The sequence below is a fragment of the Pseudomonas sp. AAC genome (assembly GCF_000725445.1).
In the GTDB taxonomy this organism is placed as follows: domain Bacteria; phylum Pseudomonadota; class Gammaproteobacteria; order Pseudomonadales; family Pseudomonadaceae; genus Pseudomonas; species Pseudomonas citronellolis.
In genome coordinates this window covers 1,238,452-1,260,234 of the sequence record NZ_KL647094.1, presented here as the reverse complement: position 1 = coordinate 1,260,234, position 21,783 = coordinate 1,238,452, and the positions used below count along the sequence as shown (strand labels likewise).

Genomic DNA, 21,783 nt, shown 5'->3' with positions numbered 1-21,783 from the left:
TTTCAACATGGAGAATGACGTGACCTACCCCGACCCCTACAGCCGCCCGGCGCCGGATCGATTCATCCGGCGCTGGCTCGTCATCACTGGCTGCATCGCCGCACTCATGCTGCTGTGGCAGTTCCTGCCCGCCATCGAAGCCTGGTTCAGTCCCCACGAAACGCAGGAGCGCACGGTGACGCCGCGCGGCGACCTGGCCGCCGACGAAAAAACCACCATCGAGCTGTTCGAGAAATCGCGCGGGTCGGTGGTTTACATCACCACGGCGCAACTAGTGCGTGACGTCTGGTCGCGCAATGTCTTTTCCGTGCCGCGCGGCACCGGCTCCGGCTTCATCTGGGACGATGCCGGCCACGTGGTGACCAACTTCCACGTGATCCAGGGGGCATCGTCTGCCGCGGTCAAACTCGCCGACGGTCGCGATTATCAGGCTGCGCTCGTTGGCGCCAGTCCTGCGCACGACATCGCGGTACTCAAGATTGGCGTCGGCTTCAAGCGCCCGCCGGCGGTGCCGGTGGGCACCAGTACCGATCTCAAGGTGGGGCAAAAGGTCTTTGCCATTGGCAATCCCTTCGGGCTCGACTGGACGCTCACCACCGGCATCGTCTCGGCGCTTGACCGCACCCTTTCCGGCGACGCCAGTGGCCCGGCCATTGACCACCTGATCCAGACCGACGCCGCTATCAACCCCGGCAATTCCGGTGGCCCGCTGCTCGATTCGGCTGGGCGGCTGATCGGCATCAATACCGCCATCTACAGTCCGTCTGGCGCCTCGGCCGGCATCGGCTTTGCGGTGCCGGTCGATACCGTCATGCGCGTGGTGCCGCAACTCATAAAGACCGGCAAGTACATCCGTCCGGCGCTGGGCATCGAGGTGGATGAGCAGCTCAACGCGCGTCTGCAGGCGCTGACCGGCAGTAAGGGCGTATTCGTATTGCGCGTGACGCCGGGCTCGGCGGCGCACAGGGCCGGGCTCGTCGGCGTCGAGGTCACCGCAGGCGGCATCGTGCCCGGCGATCGCGTTATCAGCATCGACGGTATCGCCGTCGACGACGTCACCACATTACAGGCCCGGCTAGACGACAAGAACGTTGGAGATGTTGTGGTCTTGTTAGTGGAGCGGGCCGGCAAGACTCGCGAGATGCTTGTGGAACTACAACCGGGAGTTTGATGGAAAGTGGGTCATGGATCTGCACAGCGAAGCAGCCAAGCGACTTCAGCCTTGCGCCGAACTACGAGCCCTAGCTAGTGCAGTGGGGGGAAGGCTGTTTAGGTTAAATGGATATAAGGGAGTCATTTTTGATTGTGTTTTTAAAAGAAGGTGTTGATTTTTTTGGGTAAGCATTTAGGGCGTCCAAGGGTTGGAGCAGTTGGCACGGATGAGAGAGCTCAATGCTCGCTAGGGATTGGATCTATGTGTTTTTTCTGACTGACTGCTTACGTGTTGGAACGGGCAACATCGGAAAAGGATGAATCTTTATTTTCACCATTTACCGTATTTTTCGAGCCTGGGCGAAAATTAGGATGATACTTTAGCGCCCTTAATCATTCTCCCATGAAAGGCAAAACGATCCAGTCTCGGGTGTAAGTGCTCACAACATACTGATATAAAATGGATTTTTTATGAATAGGAGAGCGCGCGACGTTTCTCTCTGTTTTTAGGGTTAGGATGAAACTTTGAATCGCCCCAGGTTTTCTAGACACTCTCCAAGCTCTGGAAATAGCGCTTCTCAAACTCCACTGGCGATAGCTGCATAGCGCTGCTGTGCCGGCGCTTGGGGTTATAGAACATCTCGATGTAATCGAACACATCACTGCGGGCTTCTTCGCGGGTGCCGTAGGTTTTCCGTCGGATGCGTTCCCGCTTCAGCAACTGGAAAAAGCTTTCCGCGACCGCGTTGTCGTGGCAGTTGCCGCGTCGACTCATGCTGCTGATCAGGTTGTTGGCCTTGAGGAAACTCTGCCAGTCCGAGCTGCTGAACTGGCTGCCCTGGTCGGAGTGGATCATCACTTCCTGCTTGGGCTTTCGCCGCCACACCGCCATCAACAGGGCATCAATGGCCAGGTCGCTGCACATCCGTGGCTTCATCGACCAGCCAATCACTTGGCGCGAAAACAGATCCAGTACCACCGCCAAGTACAACCAACCCTCATAGGTGCGGATGTAAGTGATGTCGGTGACCCAGACCTTGTTCGGTTCACTGACGTTGAACTTCCGCTCCAGACGGTTGGGCGAGGCCACAGTCGGCTTGCCACCATAGTACCCGGGGCGCCGACGATAACCGGTCTGCGAGCGCAGTCCCTCTCCCCGCATCAGGCGAGCCACGCGGTGCCGGCCACAAGACTCGCCCAGCTCACGCAGGTCGTCGTGGATCTTGCGGTAGCCGTAGACCCCGCCGCTTTCCAACCAGGCATGCTTGATCAATCCGAGCAGACGCTGATCCTCCTTGGCGCGTGCAGATTTCGGCTCGGCCAGCCAGGCGTAGTAACCGCTGGGATGTACCTGGAGGGTCTGGCAGAGGCGCCGCACCAGGTACTCCACCGACAGCTTGCTGATAACGGCGTACTTCAGCCGGACTCCTTGGCAAAGTACGCGGCGGCCTTTTTTAGGATGTCTCGCTCTTCGGTCACTCGCTTGAGTTCAACGCGCAAACGACGCAGTTCGGCTTGCTGATCATCTACCTGCTGCCGCTGTACTTGGGGCTTGCTGTAGCGCTTTACCCAGGCGTACAGGCTATGCGCGGACACACCTAGACGCTCTGCCACATCGGCAACACGCAAGCCGCGCTCAGTGATGTGCTTGACCGCTTCGATCTTGAATTCTTCGGGGTAACGCTGGTTGCTCATGGCACCTCCTGATGGGCCTCATTATGAGGCTTGGAGGTGTCTACGAAACTAGGGGCGATTCAGACCACTTGTGGAGCGCGATCATCGACAATGGGGGCAGGTGAGCGCGTATGGCTGATGCAGGGGCGAGTGGGGCGTTTCGTGGTAGATCACCCCGCATATCCTGACGGCTGCCATACCCAGCCCTGATCGAGCGGCAGCAGTGCGTGCGTTCGTGGTCATGATGGCATGACGAAGATCGACATTGCCGCGATCGAGGCTTCGCTGAAGGCTTGATCTCCACCGCCTGAATACTGATGCCTGCCTGTAGCCATATGCGTTTCTGGGGCTGCTGCGGTCTCTCCGCGTGACTTGCAGAGCTCCGTGCCGTCATCCTCCTCTGTTGCGACTCGGTCAAGCTGAATGGATCGTTGGTCAGGAGCTTCTATAAAACGCAGGCATAATCTTGTTATGATATAGCTGGGATCAAACTCGGCAGATGAAACTGCCGTATAGATTTACTTAAGAGTTTGTGTTGTATATTAAAAGCGTAGCCTCAATGCAGTGTCTTGCCACGGATTTTTTCTGCGCCCGATTTTGGTAGTGTCTAGCTATCTCAATCCTTCGCAAGTAGTGAGGGATGTTGCATGGTGGCCATGCTTATATGGCAATTTGATTTTGTAAATATTTTAATTGGAAACTAGTGTTTATGATGATGGGCGAACAAGCGTCTCGGATTAATAGTGCTGCGGAGCATCGTCGCAAAAAGCTGCGCGGCAATGTGGGCAAGGCTGTTGTAGATTACGCAATGATCGAAGATGGCGACAAAGTTATGGCCTGCGTAAGTGGTGGCAAAGATTCATTCGTAATGCTTGACGCTTTGCTGCACTTGCAAAGAGTTGCGAAAATAAAATTCAGTGTTGTGGCGGTGAATCTTGATCAGAAGCAACCTGGCTTTCCAGAGCATATATTGCCAGAGTTTTTTGAGGCTAAAGGTATTGATTATTACATAATTGACAAGGATACTTATTCCGTTGTCAAGAGTAAGATTCCAGAAGGTAAAACTACTTGTTCTCTTTGCTCTAGGCTCAGAAGAGGCACGCTTTATAGTTTTGCCGAGGAAATTGGGGCTACTAAATTGGCACTCGGTCATCATATGGATGACATGGTTGAAACTTTGTTTCTGAACATGTTCTTCCAGGCGCAAATGAAAGGGATGCCTCCTAAGCTTCTTAGCGATGACAAGAGAAATATAGTTATCCGGCCGCTCGCCTACTGTCGTGAGAAAGATATAGCAAAGGTCGCTGCCGATAGCGCATATCCAATCATTCCGTGCAATCTCTGCGGCTCGCAAGAGAATTTGCAGAGGAAAAAAATCAAGTCGATGATTGCGGAGTGGGATTCGGTAAATCCTGGCTGCGTAGAAAACATCTTTCACAGCTTACAAAACGTAAGTCCATCCCAGTTAGCTGATCGTAGTCTCTTCAATTTTATAGATCTATCCATTGATAGGTCGGATGCCCGACCGCCCTACGAATTCGAAGCAGCCGAGGTTTCATCATCCAGCGTTGAAGGCCGGATTGATGTCGTTCGGATTTTGTAAAGGTTCAAGGTGATTTTTCGGGGGGGGAAGAGGGTGTTTAGAGGTCAGGAGGACGCAAAATTTACTTTTTCGCATTTTCCTGTAAAGCCAGCTTTCTATTTAATTCATTTAAAATCAAAAGGTTGCGATTATTTTGATGCTGTCCAGTTATGTTTTCTTAAGCTATAAGGGAAGGATAGCTACACCCTGCTCGACATCCTGCTGTACCTGCAGAAGGTCGCGCCGATCAAGTTCGAGATCGTCGCGGTGAACATGGACCAGAAGCAGCCCGGCTTCCCCGAGCACGTCTTGCCGGCCTACCTGGAATCCATCGGCGTGCAGTACCACATCATCGAGAAGGACACCTACTCGGTGGTGAAGGAGAAGATCCCCGAGGGCAAGACCACCTGCTCGCTGTGCTCGCGCCTGCGCCGCGGCACCCTCTACACCTACGCCGACGAAATCGGCGCGACCAAGATGGCGCTGGGGCACCACCGCGACGACATCCTCGAGACCTTCTTCCTCAACATGTTCTACGGCGGCACCCTCAAGGCCATGCCGCCCAAGCTGCTGTCCGACGACGGCCGCAACGTGGTGATCCGCCCGCTGGCCTACTGCAACGAGAAGGACATCGAGGCCTACTCGGTGCTCAAGGAATTCCCGATCATCCCCTGCAACCTCTGCGGTTCGCAGGAGAACCTGCAGCGCCAGGTGGTCAAGGAAATGCTGCTGGAATGGGAGCGCAAGACCCCCGGCCGCACCGAGATCATGTTCCGCGCCCTGCAGAACGTGGTGCCCTCGCAACTGGCCGACCGCAACCTGTTCGACTTCGCCAGCCTGCGTATCGACGACAACGCCGCGCCGCGCTTCGTCGACGTGATGAACCTGTAATAAAGGAAGGGCGATGCGCGACTACCAATGGCTGCACGAATACTGCCTGAACCGCTTCGGCTCGGCGGCGGCGCTGGAGGCGCGCCTGCCGCAGCCCAAGAGCCCGGCCGAACTGGCCGCGGTGAGCGATGACCGCTACCTGTCGCTGATCAGCCTGCGCATCTTCCGCGCCGGCCTCAAGCACAGCCTGGTGGACGCCAAGTGGTCGGCCTTCGAGGAAGTATTCTTCGGCTTCGACCCGCAGAAGGTGGTGCTCATGGGCGGCGAGCGCCTGGAGAACCTGATGCAGGACACCCGCCTGATCCGCCACCTGGGCAAGCTCAAGAGCGTGCCGCGCAACGCCCAGATGATCCTCGACATCGCCCATGAGCACGGCAGCTTCGGCAAGCTGCTGGCGGACTGGCCGGTGACCGATATCGTCGGCCTGTGGAAGCTGCTGGCCAAGCGCGGCAACCAGCTCGGCGGGCTGTCGGCGCCGCGCTTCCTGCGCATGGCCGGCAAGGACACCTTCATCCCCAGCGACGACGTGGTCGCCGCGCTCAAGGCCCAGGAAATCGTCGACAAGGCGCCGACCAGCCAGAAGGACCTCGCCGCCGTGCAGGCCGCCTTCAACAGCTGGCACGAGCAGAGCGGCCGGCCGCTGTGCCAGCTCTCGATGATGCTGTCGTACACCGTCAACCACTAGAGCCCCAGGCGGCCGCTGCCGACCATCCACAGCGCGGTCAGCGCCAGGGCCAGCACCAGCGCGCCCAGCGCCCGCTCCCCGGCGTTGCCGAAGGCTGCCAGGCCGCGCTGGCGCCGGGCGTGGACGAAGAAGCCCAGCCCCGGGGCGTAGAGAATCATCGACAGCAGCAGGTACTTCAGGCCGGCGGCGTACAGCAGCCAGACGCCGTAGAGCGTGCCCAGCGTCGCCATCGCCAGCAGCGCCGGGCTCGGCTGCCGCAGCACGCGCTTGAGGCAGAAGCCGGCGCACAACAGGTAGGGGATCAGCGCCATCGAGGTGGCCAGCTGGATCAGCGCGTTGTAGCCGGAGGCGTTGAGGAAGGCGACCAGCAGCAGCGCCGAGATCAGCGCGTTGGTCAGCCACAGCGCCGGGGCTGGCGTATCCACGTCGTTGGTCCTGCCGAACAGCGCCGGCGCGGTGTGCCCTTCGCCGCGGCTGGCCAGGTAGAGCATCTCCACCGCCAGCATGGTCCAGGCCAGCAGCGCGCCGCCCACCGAAACGATCAGGCCGGCGTTGATCAGCGTGGCGCCCCAGGGGCCCACGGCCGCGGCCATCACCTGGGCCATCGACGGGTTCTTCATCTGCGCCAGCTCGTGCTGCGGCACCACCCCCAGCGACAGCACCGAGACGCAGACCAGCAACAGCAGGGTGATGACGAAACCGAGCAGGGTGGCCCGGCTGACGTCGGCCGCGCGCCGCGCGTGGCTGGCATAGACGGTGGCGCTTTCGATGCCGAGGAAGACCCACACGGTGTACAGCATGGTGGTTTCCACCTGGCGGGTGACGCTGCCCAGCGCCGGGCTGCCCCAGAAGTCCAGACGGAACACCTCGACGCGGAAGGCCAGGGCGACGCAGAGGATGAACAGGGCGATGGGCACCACCTTGGCCAGGGTGACGATGGCGTTGGTGATGGCCGCGTTGTGCACCCCGTGCAGGACGAAGGCGTGCATCAGCCAGAGCACCGCCAGCTCGCCGAGCAGCGCCGGCCAGGTGGTGCCGTCGCCGAAGAAGGCCAGCGCGCCGAACGAACCCAGGGCGCTGAACAGCACGACGAGGTAGCCGGCGTTGCCGACCCAGGCGGAAATCCAGTAGCCCCAGGCGGCATTGAAGCCCAGGTACTCGCCGAAGCCCTCGCGGGCGTAGCCGTAGACGCCGTCGTCCAGTTCCGGGCAGGTGGTCGACAGCCACTGGAAGACCCGCGTCAGCGTCAGCATGCCGACGAAGGTGATGCCCCAGGCGATGAGAATGGCCCCGGCGCCGGCGCCTTCGGCCATGTTCTGCGGCAGGCTGAAGATACCGCTGCCGATGATGCCGCCCACCACCAGGGCGGTCAGCGCCGGCAGGCCGAGTTTTCCTTTATCCGAAATCGACATCTTGCGCCTCCGAGACGGCAACCGGTGGCGTGGCGGCACTTGCCGCCACGCATGACGCCGGCGCAGGGGAGGGGGCCCGCGCCGGCGCGACGGGCCGGCAGGCCCGCCGCTGGAGCGGCCGTTCAGAAGCGCAGGGACATGCAGCTGACGCCGCCGTCGATCTTGCGGTACTCGGAGGTGTCGACCTCGATCACCCGGTAGCCGAGGTCGGCGATCTTCTGCCGCGTGCGCGGGTAGCCGGCGGGCATGATCACCCGTTCGTTGACCCAGATGCAGTTGGCCGCGTAGGCCTCCTCCTCGGGGATCTCGACGATGTTCAGGTGCTGGAACTCCGGCTTGTCGATGAACTCGCCGGCAGCCAGCAGGTTGCCGTGTTCCAGGTAGGCCAGCCCGGTCTTCAGGTGCAGTACCTTCTCCAGGCGCACCACCGAGCCGGTGAAGCCGTGCCTGGCGAGGAGGGCGATCATCTGCCGGGCGCCCTCGGCGTTGGTCCGCGCCGATTCGCCGATATAGAAGTGCTCGCCGACCATCATGATGTCGCCGGCTTCCACCGTGCCGGGCGCCTCGATGCGCTCGACCTTGCCCGGATAGAAGCGCTGGATGGTCTGCTCGATGATCGCGGTCTCGCCGCGCCGCGATTCGGCGCCGGGGCGGGTGATGATGGCGCAGCGCGAGGTGCAGAGCACCGGGTCCTCGACGAACACCGAGTCGGGGAAGCGCTCGTCCGGCGGCAGCAGGGTGATGTCCAGGTCGCAGGTCTGCAGCGCGCGGATGTAGGCGTTGTGCTGCTCCAGGGCCCTGGCGAAGTCCGGTTTGCCCAGGTGGCTGGAGGTCAGGCCGTCGACCAGGCTGCTGGCCGGGGTGCGGGCGATGATGTGCTTGAACATGGCGTTTCCTCTTGCAGGTGGATGCTTGCCGTGTTGCAAGGCGTGCGCCAGGCGGGCCGGCGCGCCGCGGACGATTTTCCTGGCCTGGCGTTGACCCGCAGCGGGGCGGGCTCGCGCACTTTCGTCGAAACTGGGACAGTTGTCGAAAACCGGACGGATATAAAAGGCTGGGCTGCCATGGTTGTTGTCGAGAATGCGACGGTTCCTACGGAAAAGGACGAATTGCGCTGGCTGGTGGACAGCCTGGCGCCGATCTTCGATGGGCTGCGGCAACCGGTCACGGTGGTCGATACCCGGGGGCGCTTCGTCTACTACAACCAGGCCAGCGGCCTGCTCGACGGCCTCGATCCGCGGCAGGCGCTGGGCATGCACGTGCTGCAGAGCGCGCCTTGGCTGGAGGCGGAGCAGAGCACCTTGCTGCGTTGCCTGGCCCAGGAGCGGCCATCCATCGATACGCTGCAGGCCTATGTCGGCGCCGGCGGCGAGCTGTTGCAGTACCGGCACCGTGCGATCCCGCTGCACGGCCGCGGCGGCCAGTTGCTCGGGGCGATGGAGGTGGGCGAGGTGGTGGCGGAATGCGCTGCAACGGACGACGAACCGGACTGCCCGCCGATCCTCAGCGTCACCCCCGGCCTGCAGCGGCAGTTGCAGCGCCTGGACATCTTCGCCGCGACCGACCTGCCGCTGCTGATCCATGGCGAGACCGGCACCGGCAAGGAACTCTTCGCCCGCCGCGCCCACGCCCTCAGCCCGCGGCGCAGCGGCCCGATGATCAGCCTGAACTGCGCGGCCATCCCCGAGACGCTGCTGGAGAGCACCCTGTTCGGCACCACCCGCGGCGCCTTCACCGGCGCCGAGAACCGCAAGGGCATGTTCGCCCTGGCCGAAGGCGGCACGCTGTTCCTCGACGAGATCAACTCCATGCCCATGGCCCTGCAGAGCAAGCTGCTGCGCGTACTGCAGGACGGCAGTTATCTGCCGCTGGGCGGCCTGCGGCCGTTGCGCGCGGACGTGCGCCTGGTCGCCGCGAGCAACCAGGCGCCGCGCCAGGCGATCGCCGAGGGGCGCCTGCGCGAGGATCTCTACTACCGGCTGGAGGTCGGTTGCCTGAGCATTCCGCCGTTGCGCGAGCGCCCCGCTGACGTCGAACTGCTGGCCCGGGCCTTCGTGCGCCGCGACGCGCGCAGCCTGAACCCGCGGGTGACGGCCCTGGGGCCGCGGGCCCTGGCGCGCCTGCAGGCCTGCGCCTGGCCGGGCAACGTGCGCCAGCTGGAAAACGTGATCCGCCGCAGCCTGCTGCTGCATGGCCAGGGCGGACCGGTGCTCGACGAGGTGGTCTTCGCCGACGAGGAGCCACGGGACATGGCGGTGGCCGGAGACGGGCCGCCAGCGCTGGGCCTGCGCGAGAGGCTGGCGGAACAGGAGCGCAAGCTGATAGAAGAGGCCTTGCGCCGGGCGCGGGGCAACCTCTCGCAGGCCGCCGCCAGCCTGCGCATCCCACGGACGACGCTGCTGGGGCGCCTGCAGCGCCTCGCCGTACAGCACCCACCCGCCGGCGACACGCCGGCCTGACAGGAACCCGCCCATGGACTCATCAATGGCCGCGCTCGTCCAAGCCGTGCAGGCCGCCGAACGCATCCTGGTGATTACCGGCGCCGGCCTCTCGGCGGATTCCGGCATGCCCACCTACCGTGGCCTGGGCGGCCTGTACAACGGCGTGACGGAGGAGGGCATCGCCATCGAGCAGGCCATCTCCGGGCCCATGCTGCGGCGTGACCCGGCGCTGTGCTGGAAGTACCTGGCGCAACTCGGCCGGGCCTGCCTCGCGGCAGCGCCCAACGCCGGCCACGAGGCCATCGCCGAACTGCAGCGGCGCAAGCCGGAGTGCTGGGTGCTGACGCAGAACATCGACGGCTTCCACCGCCAGGTGGGCTCGCCGCTGGAGCGGCTGATCGAGATCCACGGCGAATTGCGGCCGCTGTACTGCCAGTCGTGCGGGGCCGAGAGCGATGAGCTGGAGGAACACCTGCAGCGTCCGCTGCCACCGCAATGCGCGGTCTGTGGCGGTGTACTGAGGCCGCCGGTGGTGCTGTTCGAGGAGATGTTGCCGGAGGCGGCGATCGACAGTCTCTACGGCGAATTGCGCAAAGGCTTCGAAGTCGTGCTGCTGGTGGGGACCACGGCGAGCTTCCCCTACATCGTCGAGCCGGTGCTGCGCACACGGGCCGCCGGCGGCTTCGTCGCCGAGGTGAATCCGGCGCCGACCGACCTCAGTTCGAGGGTCGATGTAAAAATTGTAGGACGAGCCTTAGACATTCTGCCGCAACTGATAGGTCACATTTCACGATAAAAAACTTGCATCGGCTCGATCGAGCGGGCAAATTAGCGCGCTAATGGAACTAATGAGACACGGTCGTGCCCATGCTTAGACGCTTCGCACCCCTCGTGCCCATGAGTTTCGTCTTGCTGCTGGCCGCTTGCGCCAGCCATTCGCCAGAGTCCCAGCCGGGTCAACAGCAGGTCGCCGTAGAGCAGGCCACCCGCAGCTGGGCTCAGATTGACCACCATCAGGCAACGCTGGCGGATGTAGAAGACGAGGGGGCAGGAAATGATAACGGGAACCCGTCAGGGCGGGTTTCCAGCATTCTGGATCGCGCATTCGAACTGATCGGCACGCCGTATCGCTTCGGGGGCCGTTCGGAAAAAACCGGTTTCGATTGCAGCGGCTTCGTCGGCTATCTGTTCCGCGAAGAGGCTGGGATCAAGCTGCCGCGTTCCACGCGCGAGATGATCACCATGGATGTCCCGCTGGTCTCCAAGGAAGACCTGCAACCGGGCGACCTGATCTTCTTCAACAACCGTGGTCGCGGACGTGTGAGCCACGCCGGCATCTACATCGGCGATGGCCAGTTCATCCACTCCGCCAGCCGCCGTGGCGGTGGTGTACGGGTGGACAACCTGGACGACAGCTACTGGCGCCTGAGCTACATGGAAGCCAAGCGCGTCCTGGAGCCGGGTTACCAGGCGCAACAGACGGTAACGCGCTAATCTTAAAGTTTTACTTTAAGTATTGCGCTTAAGCGTTTGACGGTGCAAAGTGATGGCATTCCTGAACAGGGGATGCCATCACATGCATATCTCCCTCCGCATCATCACCCTCGCACTCGTTTCCCTGCTGGCCGCCTGCGCCAGCCATACGCCGCCCGCGCCGCCGCCGGTGGTCTACGCGCCCTCGAACAACTTCAGCGATTCCCAGGCTGCGGACGACGTGCTGATCCGTGCCATCGGCCTGGTGGGTACGCCCTATCGCTGGGGCGGCAATACCCCGGATGGCGGGTTCGACTGCAGCGGCCTGATCGGCTACGTCTACCGCGACGCCACCGGCCTGCAACTGCCGCGCTCCACCCGCGAGATGATCGGCATGCGCGCCCCCGTGGTCGGCCGCGAAGGCCTGCAGAGCGGCGACCTGGTGTTCTTCGCCACCAACGGTGGACGCAACGTCAGCCATGCGGGTATCTATGTCGGCGAGGGGCGCTTCGTGCATGCGCCCAGAACGGGCGGGACCGTACGCCTGGACAGCCTCGACAGCCCTTACTGGCAGCGGGCCTTCCTGGAAGCCAAGCGCGTCCTTGCGGTACAGAGCCTCGCCCTCCACCCCTGATCTCCAGGAGGGCCACATGACCACCCGTACGCTCAACCTCGACGACGCGCTCTACCGATACCTGCTCGATACCTCCCTGCGCGACACCCCGCTGAAGGCGCGCCTGCGCGAGGAAACCGCCGCGCTGCCCACGGCGCGCTGGCAGATCGCCCCCGAGCAGGGCCAGTTCCTCGCCCTGCTGGTGAAGCTGACCGGCGCCCGGAGCATCCTCGAAGTGGGCACCTTCACCGGCTACAGCGCCCTGTGCATGGCCGAGGCGCTGCCCGAAGACGGCCATATCCTCTGCTGCGACCTGCCCGGCGACTACAACGCCACGGCTCAGACCTACTGGCGCGACGCCGGCGTCGAAAGCCGCATCGAACTACGCCTGGGCCCCGCGCTGGACACCCTGGCCGGCCTGGAAAGGGAAGGGCAGGCGGGCAGCTTCGACATCGCCTTCATCGACGCCGACAAGGCCAACTACCCACGTTACCTGGAACACGCCCTGACCCTGCTGCGCCAGGGCGGCCTGGCAATTTTCGACAACGTGCTGTGGAGCGGCCGGGTACTCGAAGCCAACCCGCAAAGCGCCGACACCCGCGCCATCCAGCAACTGAACCTGGCACTGAAAAGCGACGCGCGGGTGGACTATTCGCTGCTGCCGCTGGGCGATGGCATGGGGCTGTGCCGCAAGCGCTGAGCACCCGCGCAAGGGGCATTGCCTGGCGTCGCCGGCTGGGCTAGATTCTGCCTACCTCGGGCCGATAGCTCAGCTGGGAGAGCGCCGCGTTCGCAATGCGGAGGTCGGGAGTTCGATCCTCCTTCGGTCCACCAGGCGAATGAAAAAGGGCACGCAAACGCGTGCCCTTTTTCGTTTCGCCGCGGCCCTCAGGCAACATCCACCAGAATCACCTCGCTGTCCTCCAGCGCCGTCACCTTCACCACCGCTTCCTCGGCGATGGCCGCGCCGTCGCGGGCTTCCAGGAGCACGCCGTTGACTTCCACCTTGCCAGCCGCCGGCACCAGGTAGGCGCGGCGTTCGCTGCCCAGGGTGTATTCGGCGCTCTGGCCGGCCTTCAGGGTGGCGGCGGCCAGGCGGCCGTCGGCGCGGATGCGCAGGGTGTCTTCGTCGTTTTCGTCGCCGCTGGCGAGGATCACGAAGCGGCCGGCGCGGTCGCCTTTGGGGAACGGCTTGGCGCCCCAGGACGGCGTGCCGCCGCGTTGCGTCGGCAGGATCCAGATCTGGAAGATCCTGGTCACGTCCTGCTCCAGGTTGTACTCGGAGTGGACGATGCCGCTGCCGGCGCTCATCACCTGCACGTCGCCCGCCTCTGTGCGGCCCTTGTTGCCCAGGCTGTCCTGGTGGGTGATCGCACCCTGGCGCACGTAGGTGATGATTTCCATCTCGCGGTGCGGGTGCGGCGGGAAGCCGGTGCCCGGGTCGATCTCGTCGTCGTTCCAGACGCGCAGGTTGCCCCAGCTCATGCGCTCGGGGTCGTAGTACTCGGCGAAGGAGAAGTGGTGCTTGGCGTTGAGCCAGCCGTGGTGGGCGCCGCCGAGCTGGGCGAAGGGTCTGCGTTCGATCATGGGATCAGTCCTCTTGGGGCGCCGGGCCGGCGAGTTGGCCGGCCTGCGCGGTTCATGGAGGCTATGTTGATCCCACTTTAGTCGATATAAAAGCGCAAATATCCGAGCTGATTTATCGAATTTACAGATTTATTCAGGTCGCCCCTGGTCGGGGTTGAGGAACTTGCTGAGGAACTGCCGGGTGCGTTCCTCGCGGGGCTGGGCGAACAGCGTCTTAGCGTCGCCCTGTTCGACGATCACGCCCTTGTCGATGAAGATCGCCCGGTTGGCGACGTCGCGGGCGAAGCTCATCTCGTGGGTGACGATGACCATGGTGCGCTTTTCCTGGGCCAGGCCGCGGATGGTCGCCAGCACTTCGCCGACCAGCTCCGGGTCGAGGGCCGAGGTGGGTTCGTCGAAGAGGATCACGTCCGGCTGCATGGCCAGGGCCCGGGCGATGGCCACGCGCTGCTGCTGGCCGCCGGAGAGGCGCTTGGGATAGGCGTCTTCCTTGCCGGCCAGGCCGACCTTCGCCAGCAATTGGCGGGCGCGTTGCACGGCGCTGTCGCGGGGCTCCTTCTTGACGATCACCGGGCCTTCGATGACGTTTTCCAGCGCGGTGCGGTGGGGGAACAGGTTGAAGTTCTGGAACACGAAGCCGACGTGCTGGCGCAGCTTGCGGATCAGCCCCTGCTGCGGCTTGAGCGGGCGCGAGGCGTCGATCTCGATGTCGCCGACGCGGATGGTCCCGCCGTTGGGGATTTCCAGCAGGTTCAGGCAGCGCAGCAGGGTGGTCTTGCCCGAGCCGCTGGGGCCGATGATCGCCACCACCTCGCCGGCCGCGACCGACAGGTCGATGCCCTTGAGCACCTCCTGGCCGCGGAACTGCTTGGTGAGCTTGCGTACCTCGATCATGCCTCGTGCTCCTGGTCATGGCGGTTGACCCGCTCTTCCAGGCGGTTCTGCAGGTGCGCCAGGACGCTGGCGAGCACCCAGTAGATGAGCGCGGCGGTGAGGTACATGGTGAACACCTCGAAGGTCCGCGCGGTGATCAGCTGCGCCTGGCGGAACAGTTCCGGCACCTGGATGGTGGCGGCCAGGGCGGTGTCCTTGACCAGCGAGATGAAGCTGTTGCCCAGCGGCGGCAGGGCGGTGCGCGCGGCCTGCGGCAGCACTACCCGGCGCAGCGTCTGGGCGCGCGTCATGCCGATGCTGGAGGCCGCCTCCCACTGGCCGCGATCGATGGAGCCGATGGCGGCGCGGAGGATTTCGCAAACGTAGGCGGCCATGTTCAGCGAGAAGCCGATCAGCGCCGCCGGCAGCGGGTCCAGCTCCAGGCCCAGCTGCGGCAGGCCGTAGTAGATCATGAACAGCTGCACCAGCAGCGGCGTGCCGCGGAAGAAGGACACGTAGATGCGCGCCAGCCAGCTGAACAGCGCATGGCCATACAGCCGCGCCAGGGCGAGGATGAACCCCAGCAGCAGGCCGAAGAACATCCCGCCGATGCTGAGGACTACGGTAAAGACCGCGCCCTTGAGCAGGAAGGGCGCGGAATCCAGAGCGAGCTGCAGGCTTTCGTCGATCATTGGGTGACGTCAGCCTGGAACCACTTCTCCGAGAGCTTTTTCAGCGAGCCATCGGCCTTGAACTTCTCGATGGCCTTGTTCAGCGCGCCGAGCAGCTCGGGGTTGCCCTTGCGCAGGGCGATGCCGGCTTCCTGGCGGGCGAAGGGCGCGCCGGTCAGGGCCATGGCGCCCTTGGTCTTGTTGACCATGTCGAAGGCGGCCAGGCGGTCCACCAGGATCACGTCGATGCGCCCGCTGCGCAGGTCCTGGAACTTGGTCGGGTCGTCCTCGTAGGTGCGCACGTCGGCCTGCGGCACGTTCTGCTTCAGCCACTGCTCGTAGTTGGTGCCCAGGCCCACGCCGACCTTCACCCCGGCGAGCTTCTCGGGCGTGTCGTACTTGCTTTCGTCGCCCTTGCGCACCAGGGCCTGGATGCCGGAGACGGTGTAGGGCTCGGAGAAGTCGTACTTCTTCTTGCGCTCCTCGGAGATGGTCACCTGGTTGATCACCACGTCCAGGCGCTTGGACTCCAGGGCGGCGAGGATGCCATCCCACTTGGTCGGCTGGAGCTTGGCCTTCACCCCCAGTTCCTTGGCCAGCAGCTCGGCGAAGTCCACTTCGAAGCCGGACAGCTTGCCGTTCTCGTCGACGAAGCTGAAGGGCGGGTAGGTGCCTTCCAGGCCGACCTTGATCGCGCCGTTGCCCTGGATCTGTTTGAGCAGGTCCTCGTCGGCCGAGGCCTGCTGGCCGAGGAAGCTGGCGCCGAGGGCCAGGGTCAGGCCGGCGAAGATGAAACCGCGTCGCAGGATGGAGAAGTTCATGGTTGCCCTCGTTCTTGGTGTTTCAAGCAGGTTAGTAGGCTGCGCGACTATAGGGGGTCAATGGTTATGCAATAAAATAATGAAATATCCTGTTCATATAACTTGAATGAATTCACAGCCGCGACGGGTAGGCGAACAGCGCCGGGGCGCCGCCGGTGTGCAGGAACAGCAGCGGGCCTTCGGCGAAGCGGCCGTGGGCCACGCCATCGAGCAGGCCGGCCATGGCCTTGCCGGTGTAGACGGGGTCCAGCAGCAGGCCTTCGGTCGCGGCGAGCAGGTGCACCGCGTCGAGGGTGCCGGCGTTGGGCTCGCCATAGCGCGGGCCGAAGTAGGCGTCCCACAGGTGCACGGCGAAGTGCGCCGCCAGCGGCCGGCCGAGCAGGTCCGCGGTGCGTTGCGCCAGGCCTTCCACCTTGGGCCGCTGGGTGGCGTCGGGACGCGAGACGGTGACGCCGATCACCGGGGTTTCCGGCAGCGCTTCGGCCAGCGCCAGGGCCAGCCCGGCGTGGGTGCCGGCGCTGCCGGAAGCGAGCACCACGGCGGCGAAGTGCCGGCCGCCGGCGCGCACCTGCTCGGCCAGTTCCAGGCCGGCGCGCACGTAGCCCAGGGCGCCGAGGGCGTTGGAGCCGCCGATGGGCACCAGGTAGGGCTTGCGCCCCTGGGCGCGCAGGCGCTCGCAGGCGTCCTGCAGCAGGGCGTCTGCGTCGTCGAGGTTGGCGACCGCTTCCACCTGGGTGCCGAACAGGTCCAGCAGCAGGCGGTTGCCGTTGCCCAGGTAGTTGGCGTCGTCCGTGCCGATGGGGTTTTCCAGCAGGGCCAGGCAACCCAGGCCCAGGCGTGCGGCCAGCGCCGCGGTCTGGCGCACGTGGTTGGACTGGATGGCGCCGGCGGTCACCAGCACGTCGGCGCCGGCGGCGAGGGCATCGGCGGCGAGGTACTCCAGCTTGCGCACCTTGTTACCGCCCATGGCCAGCGGGGTGAGGTCGTCGCGCTTGACGAAGAGCTCCCGGCCCAGCTGCGCCGACAGGCGCTCCAGCTTGTCCAGCGGGGTAGGGGCGCCGATCAGGTCGAGACGGGGGAAGCGGGCGAGGGCGTCGCGCAGGGAGCTCATCGGGAGGGGACCTCGGCGGTACTTGAACGATCCGCCAAGATAGAACGGGGCAGGGGCGCGCGGCAATTCGCCGGCGGGGCTTTTCTTTGCGCCGCGTCTCGACGAGAATTTCACGCCGGTTGTTATAAGGTTACATTTTGTTTCCCTGCGCGCCGATGTACCGGCTGGCCCCCTGGCCGCCTCTGGAGTTGTGATGCGAGTCGACCTGGACACCGCGGGCGAGGACCTGCAGGCGCTGCCGCGCTTCCAGCAGGCCGCGGTGCATGCCCGGCGCCTGTTCGCCCTGGCCCTGGGCAGCGGCTTGCTGGCCGCGCTGTTGTTCCTCCTGGCGATCCTCATCGGCCTGTTCGCCGCCCGTTCGCCCTGGCTGCCGCTGCTGTGCAACAACGCCGCGGCCTTGCTGCTGCTGGCCGCGGCGGCGCAGTCGGCCTGGCGCGTCGACGCCTGGCGGGCGCGCGCCCTGGGACAGGAGCCTTCGCTGCGCTGGTTCGGCGGGCGTGAGACGGCGGACGAACCGCTAGCCCCCGAGGCGCTGAGCGCCTATGACCGCTTCCTCGACAGCATCGGCCGTGGCATCCGTTCGCTGCTGCGGCGCATCGGCCCGGGCTCGCTCTGGCTGGCGGGGCTCTGCGTCGCCGCGCTGCTGGTGATCCGCGCCGGCTGGAGCCTGGCGCTGCCGGGCGCCGACCTTGGCCAGGCGGCTTATGTCGGCGCCGGGCTGTTGTTGCTGGGCGCCTTCGGCCTGCTGGTGCTGGAGCGTCACTTCGCCGCCAGCGGCGAGGCCCAGTGGCCGGAAGCCGCCGCCCTGGCGCCGCTGCTGCGGCTGGTCATCGCCGTGCAGCTGCTGTCGCTGCCCGGCCTGCTGTTCGCCAGCGCCGACAACCTCTGGCCGGTGCGCCTGCTAGTATTGCTCGGCTTGCTGCCCGCCGCGGTGGCCGTGGAGCTGCTGGCGCGCGCGGTGTTTTCCGCCTTCCTGCCGCAACGCGAGCGCGAGGAGCCGCGCCTGGTCGCCCGCAGCCTGGTGGCCGGGCAACTGCGCTGGCCGCCGCGGCCGCTGCAGTTCCTGCAGGACGAGCTGCAGCAGCTCTTCGGCATCGACCTGCGCCAGGTCTGGGCCTTCGCCTTCATGCGCCGCGCCTTTCTGCCGGTGGCCGCGCTGGTGGCGCTGGTCGGCTGGCTGCTCAGCGGCATACACGAGGTGTCCCTGGACGGCCGCGGTGTCTACGAGCGCTTCGGCAAGCCCGAGGCGGTGCTGCAGCCGGGCCTGCATGTTGGCCTGCCCTGGCCGTTCGGGCGGGTGATCGCGGTGGAGAATGGCGTGATCCACGAACTGGCCACCTCCGGCGATTCCGCCGTCGCCGACCCGCCGGGCCCGGCCGATGGCCCCGCGCCGGACAGCGCCAACCGCCTGTGGGACGCCTCCCACCGCAGCGAGAAATCCCAGGTGATCGCCAGCGCCGCGGAGGGCAAGCAGAGCTTCCAGGTGGTCAACATGGACGTGCGCTTCGTCTACCGCATCGGCCTGGACGATGCCGCGGCCCTGGCGGCGACCTACAACAGCGCCGACGTGCCGGCGCTGATCCGCAGCACCGCCAGCCGTGTGCTGGTCCATGACTTCGCTTCGCGCACCCTGGACGGCGTCCTCGGCGGCGAGCGCGAGGCCCTGGCGCAGGACATCGGCAAGGCCGTGCAGGCCGACCTCGATGACTTGCACAGCGGTGTGGAAATCCTCGCCACCGTGGTCGAGGCCATTCACCCGCCGGCCGGCGCGGCGAACGCCTACCATGGCGTGCAGGCGGCGCAGATCACCGCCCAGGCCCTGATCGCCCGCGAGCGCGGCAAGGCCGCCGAGCAGGGCAACGAGGCCCGCCTGGCCGCCAGCCAGGCGGTGGACAAGGCCAATGCCGACGCCCGCGAGACGCTGGCCGCGGCGCGGGCCGCCGACCTGCGCTTCGGCGCCGAGCGCAAGGCCTGGCAGGACGCCGGCCAGTCGTTCCTGCTGGAACAGTATTTCGCCCGCCTGGGCCAGGGCCTGGGCAATGCCAACGCCCTGGTCATCGACCATCGACTGGGCGCCGACGATGCGCCGACCCTCGACCTGCGCGGCTATTTCACCGCGCCCTTCGACCCGGCGCGCAAGCCGGCCAAACAGGAGCTCGCCCCTTGAGTTCGTCGCACAGCCACGACCACGCGCACCACGACCACGACCATGAGCACGGCCACCACCCTCACGAGCATGAGCACGGCGGCGCCGGGCCCTTGCCCTGGCGGCGCATCGGCCTGGCCGCGCTGCTGGTGCTGTTCGCCGCCGCCACCGCCTGCCTGGTGCAGGTGCGCTCCGGCGAGGCGACCGTGGTCACCCGTTTCGGCAACCCGGTGCGAGTGCTGCTGCAGCCGGGGCTGGCCTGGCGCCTGCCGGTGCCGTTCGAGGCGGCCATCCCGGTGGACCTGCGCCTGCGCACCACCTCCAGCGGCCTGCAGGACGTCGGCACCCGCGACGGCCTGCGCATCATCGTCCAGGCCTACGTGGCCTGGCAGGTGCAGCCCGACGGGGACGACGTGCAGCGCTTCATGCGCGCGGTGCAGAACCAGCCCGACGAGGCGGCGCGGCAGATCCGCACCTTCGTCGGCTCGGCCCTGGAAACCACCGCCAGCGGCTTCGACCTGGCCGACCTGGTGAACACCGACGGCAGCAAGGTGCGCATCGCCGACTTCGAGCAGCGCCTGCGCGGGCAGATCGACAAGACCCTGCGCGACACCTACGGCGTGCGTGTGCTGCAGGTGGGCATCGAACGCCTGACGCTGCCCTCGGTGACCCTCGGCGCTACCGTCGACCGCATGCGCGCCGAGCGCGAGACCATCGCCACCGAGCGCACCGCCGAGGGCAAGCGCAAGGCCGCCGAGATCCGCTCCGCCGCCGAGCGCGACGCGCGCATCCTGCAGGCCGACGCCACGGTCAAGGCCGCCGACATCGAGGCGCAGTCCCGCGTCGAGGCTGCGGACATCTACGCCAAGGCCTACGCCGGCTCGCCCGAGCTGTACAACCTGCTGCGCTCGCTGGATACCTTGGGCACCATCGTCAACTCCGGCACCCGCCTGGTCCTGCGCACCGACGCCGCGCCCTTCCGCGTGCTGGTGGACGGCCCGCCGCAACTGCCGGCGCCCAAGCCGGGTGCGCAGCATGAGTGAGCGCGGCGAGGGCGGCAGCCCCTGGCTGCAGGCCGGGCGCCTGGCGTTCGTCGCGCTCTATGGTGTGACGCTGCTGGCGGCGCTCGGCTGGGCGTTGTCCAACGTCCGCGAGATCGGCCCGGACAGCCGCGCCGTGGTGCTGCGCATGGGCGCCCTGCAGCGCATCGCCAACCCCGGCCTGCTGCTGGCCTGGCCGCGGCCCTTCGAGCAGGTGGTGCTGCTGCCGGCGGCCGAGCGCGTCATCGAGCGCCGGGTGGAAACCCTGCTGCGCTCGGCCCAGGCGCAGAAGGCCGACCTCGACGTCAGCCTGGTCAACGACGCCACGGCCGGCTCCGGCTACCTGCTGACCGGCGATGCCGGCGTCGTGCAACTGGACGTGCGGGTGTTCTACAAGGTGGTCGACCCCTACGCCTACGTGCTCCAGGGCGAGCACGTGCTGCCGGCGCTCGACCGCCTGGTGGCGCGCAACGCCGTGAGCGTGTGCGCGGCCCGCGACCTGGACACCATCCTGGTCGCCCGCCCCGAACTGGTCGGCAGCGACAGCGCCGTGGCCGAGCGCCGCGAGCGCCTGCGCGGCGACCTGCAGCAGGGCATCAACCAGAGCCTGGCGGCACTGGCCGCCGCCGGCAGCGGGCTGGGCATCGAGATCGAGCGGGTGGACGTGCAGTCCTCGCTGCCGCGCGAGGCGGTGAGCGCCTTCAACGCCGTGCTCACCGCCAGCCAGTTGGCCGAGCAGAACGTCGCCAGCGCGCAGAACGACGCCGCGCGGCAGACCCAGGCGGCCACCCAGGCCGCCGACCGCACCTTGCAGGTGGCCCGCGCCCAGGCCGGCGAGCGCCTGGCCAAGGCCCATGCCGACACCGCGACCATCGCCAGCCTGGCCGCCAGCCAGGACCCCGGCCTGCTGCTGCGCCTGTACCGCGAGCGGGTGCCGGGCATCCTCGGCAAGGCCGGCGCGGTCACCACCGTCGACCCCCGCGACGCCGGCCGCCTGATCCTCCAGGGGCCGCAGCCGTGAAGCAATGGGCGGACAGATGTCACACGGACGCGCTAGGCTCGCCGAGGGCCGCGGGCCCGACACCCACATTCCGAGAAAACACCTAGGGCGGGACACTCCATGAACGCTGTCGCTTACCGGCACTCTTCCACTTCGTCGCGGGGCAACCGCTGGCGCCCCCTGGGCGCGCTGCTGCTGGCCCTGGGCCTGCTGCTCGGCGCCGGCGCCGCCGAGGCTGGCCGCGAACTGCCCTCGGGCATGCTGGTGGGCGTGGTGGACAGCGCCAGCTTCCCGGTCATCACCCTCAAGCGGCCCAAGCCCAACCTGCTCAAGCAGGTGGTCAGCCTGGGCCTGTACCAGAAGACCGTGAGCTACCCGGTGGCGGTCTCGGTGCGCATCCGCAACGAGAACAACCTGTTCATCGTCAACGGCCTGATGCCGCAGCTGAAGGACAAGTTCGTCGCCCTGAAGAGCGGCCTCAGCGGCCAGGTCAACCAGATCTGGGTGCTGACCGAGGCCGAGGCCGAGGAATACGTACAGCGCCCGGACACCCGCTTCCCGCCCCGGGCCACCCTCCTCAAGGACGACGAGACCGCGTCGAGCCAATGACC

General features: G+C 65.7%; 20 protein-coding genes, 1 tRNA gene and 1 pseudogene. 14 read left to right on the top strand and 8 right to left on the bottom strand.

The annotated features are described in order from the left end of the window. Positions 1 to 19 precede the first annotated feature (19 nt). A complete protein-coding gene (locus FG99_RS05395; protein ID WP_013984523.1) occupies positions 20 to 1,171 on the top strand; it encodes a S1C family serine protease in 1,152 nt (383 codons plus the stop codon). 525 nt (positions 1,172 to 1,696) lie between these two features. Here the strand turns inward: FG99_RS05395 and FG99_RS05390 are convergent. Continuing rightward, positions 1,697 to 2,847 (bottom strand): IS3 family transposase gene (locus FG99_RS05390; protein ID WP_141766183.1). Its coding sequence is split into 2 segments (ribosomal slippage): positions 1,697 to 2,610 and positions 2,610 to 2,847, totalling 1,152 coding nucleotides; the frame shifts between segments, so codons are not numbered across the junction. Between the two features lie 688 nt (positions 2,848 to 3,535). On the opposite strand from FG99_RS05390, the gene ttcA (FG99_RS31035) reads away from it, so the two are divergent. From ttcA (FG99_RS31035) to FG99_RS05375, 3 genes and pseudogenes are all read left to right on the top strand, one after another. Then, positions 3,536 to 4,429, top strand: coding sequence for a tRNA 2-thiocytidine(32) synthetase TtcA (gene ttcA, locus FG99_RS31035; protein WP_108104971.1), 894 nt, complete (start codon positions 3,536 to 3,538; stop codon positions 4,427 to 4,429). A gap of 168 nt (positions 4,430 to 4,597) precedes the next feature. Continuing rightward, a pseudogene (ttcA, locus tag FG99_RS05380) lies at positions 4,598 to 5,299 on the top strand (tRNA 2-thiocytidine(32) synthetase TtcA); the annotation flags it as partial. A 13-nt stretch (positions 5,300 to 5,312) separates the two neighbouring features. Beyond that, positions 5,313 to 5,984, top strand: coding sequence for a DNA-3-methyladenine glycosylase I (locus tag FG99_RS05375; RefSeq protein ID WP_043267779.1), 672 nt, complete (start codon positions 5,313 to 5,315; stop codon positions 5,982 to 5,984). Here the strand turns inward: FG99_RS05375 and FG99_RS05370 are convergent. Then, positions 5,981 to 7,396, bottom strand: a complete 1,416-nt coding sequence (locus FG99_RS05370; RefSeq protein ID WP_043267778.1) for a basic amino acid/polyamine antiporter — start codon at positions 7,394 to 7,396, stop codon at positions 5,981 to 5,983. The genes FG99_RS05375 and FG99_RS05370 overlap by 4 nt on opposite strands. A gap of 122 nt (positions 7,397 to 7,518) precedes the next feature. Next, positions 7,519 to 8,283: a dimethylargininase gene (gene ddaH / locus FG99_RS05365; protein WP_043267777.1), complete on the bottom strand. Its 765-nt coding sequence runs from the start codon at positions 8,281 to 8,283 to the stop codon at positions 7,519 to 7,521. A gap of 177 nt (positions 8,284 to 8,460) precedes the next feature. Here ddaH and FG99_RS05360 point away from each other — a divergent pair, with 177 nt between their 5' ends. The 6 genes from FG99_RS05360 to FG99_RS05335 all read left to right on the top strand — a co-directional run bounded on the left by FG99_RS05360 (position 8,461) and on the right by FG99_RS05335 (position 12,757). After that, positions 8,461 to 9,855, top strand: coding sequence for a sigma-54 interaction domain-containing protein (locus FG99_RS05360; protein WP_043267774.1), 1,395 nt, complete (start codon positions 8,461 to 8,463; stop codon positions 9,853 to 9,855). Between the two features lie 13 nt (positions 9,856 to 9,868). Beyond that, on the top strand, positions 9,869 to 10,633 hold the full coding sequence (locus FG99_RS05355; RefSeq protein ID WP_043267772.1) for an NAD-dependent deacylase: 765 nt from the start codon (positions 9,869 to 9,871) through the stop codon (positions 10,631 to 10,633). Between the two features lie 65 nt (positions 10,634 to 10,698). Next, a complete protein-coding gene (locus tag FG99_RS05350) occupies positions 10,699 to 11,331 on the top strand; it encodes a C40 family peptidase (RefSeq protein WP_089391873.1) in 633 nt (210 codons plus the stop codon). An 82-nt stretch (positions 11,332 to 11,413) separates the two neighbouring features. Then, the gene (locus FG99_RS05345) at positions 11,414 to 11,944 is read left to right on the top strand and encodes a C40 family peptidase (protein WP_043267766.1); all 531 of its coding nucleotides are present in this window, start codon (positions 11,414 to 11,416) and stop codon (positions 11,942 to 11,944) included. A gap of 16 nt (positions 11,945 to 11,960) precedes the next feature. Further along, a complete protein-coding gene (locus FG99_RS05340) occupies positions 11,961 to 12,623 on the top strand; it encodes a class I SAM-dependent methyltransferase (RefSeq protein WP_043267764.1) in 663 nt (220 codons plus the stop codon). A 58-nt stretch (positions 12,624 to 12,681) separates the two neighbouring features. Further along, positions 12,682 to 12,757: transfer RNA gene (locus FG99_RS05335), tRNA-Ala, on the top strand. 54 nt (positions 12,758 to 12,811) lie between these two features. Here FG99_RS05335 and FG99_RS05330 read toward each other — a convergent pair. The 5 genes from FG99_RS05330 to FG99_RS05310 form a co-directional block, all read right to left on the bottom strand. Next, positions 12,812 to 13,510 carry a pirin family protein gene (locus FG99_RS05330; protein ID WP_043267762.1) on the bottom strand — a complete coding sequence of 233 codons (699 nt, stop codon included), beginning with the start codon at positions 13,508 to 13,510 and terminating at the stop codon, positions 12,812 to 12,814. Positions 13,511 to 13,639: 129 nt separating this feature from the next. Then, complete coding sequence (tcyN, locus tag FG99_RS05325) at positions 13,640 to 14,404, bottom strand: L-cystine ABC transporter ATP-binding protein TcyN (protein ID WP_009618464.1); 765 nt, start codon at positions 14,402 to 14,404, stop codon at positions 13,640 to 13,642. Then, complete coding sequence (tcyL, locus tag FG99_RS05320; RefSeq protein WP_043267999.1) at positions 14,401 to 15,072, bottom strand: cystine ABC transporter permease; 672 nt, start codon at positions 15,070 to 15,072, stop codon at positions 14,401 to 14,403. Before tcyL ends, tcyN begins: the two co-directional genes overlap by 4 nt. Further along, positions 15,072 to 15,875 carry a cystine ABC transporter substrate-binding protein gene (gene tcyJ / locus FG99_RS05315; RefSeq protein ID WP_009618462.1) on the bottom strand — a complete coding sequence of 268 codons (804 nt, stop codon included), beginning with the start codon at positions 15,873 to 15,875 and terminating at the stop codon, positions 15,072 to 15,074. The genes tcyL and tcyJ overlap by 1 nt, the downstream gene beginning before the upstream one ends. Before the next feature lie 112 nt (positions 15,876 to 15,987). Continuing rightward, positions 15,988 to 16,986: a D-cysteine desulfhydrase gene (locus FG99_RS05310; protein WP_043267760.1), complete on the bottom strand. Its 999-nt coding sequence runs from the start codon at positions 16,984 to 16,986 to the stop codon at positions 15,988 to 15,990. Between the two features lie 193 nt (positions 16,987 to 17,179). Here FG99_RS05310 and hflK (FG99_RS05305) point away from each other — a divergent pair, with 193 nt between their 5' ends. The 4 genes from hflK (FG99_RS05305) (at position 17,180) to FG99_RS05290 (ending at position 21,781) form a co-directional block, all read left to right on the top strand. Beyond that, on the top strand, positions 17,180 to 19,153 hold the full coding sequence (gene hflK / locus FG99_RS05305; RefSeq protein WP_043267758.1) for a protease modulator HflK: 1,974 nt from the start codon (positions 17,180 to 17,182) through the stop codon (positions 19,151 to 19,153). Beyond that, the gene (hflC, locus tag FG99_RS05300; protein WP_043267756.1) at positions 19,150 to 20,175 is read left to right on the top strand and encodes a protease modulator HflC; all 1,026 of its coding nucleotides are present in this window, start codon (positions 19,150 to 19,152) and stop codon (positions 20,173 to 20,175) included. Before hflK (FG99_RS05305) ends, hflC begins: the two co-directional genes overlap by 4 nt. Then, a complete protein-coding gene (gene hflK / locus FG99_RS05295) occupies positions 20,168 to 21,193 on the top strand; it encodes a protease modulator HflK (RefSeq protein WP_043267755.1) in 1,026 nt (341 codons plus the stop codon). Before hflC ends, hflK (FG99_RS05295) begins: the two co-directional genes overlap by 8 nt. A 99-nt stretch (positions 21,194 to 21,292) precedes the next feature. Next, positions 21,293 to 21,781, top strand: coding sequence for a hypothetical protein (locus FG99_RS05290; protein WP_237142622.1), 489 nt, complete (start codon positions 21,293 to 21,295; stop codon positions 21,779 to 21,781). The last annotated feature ends 2 nt before the right edge of the window (positions 21,782 to 21,783 follow it).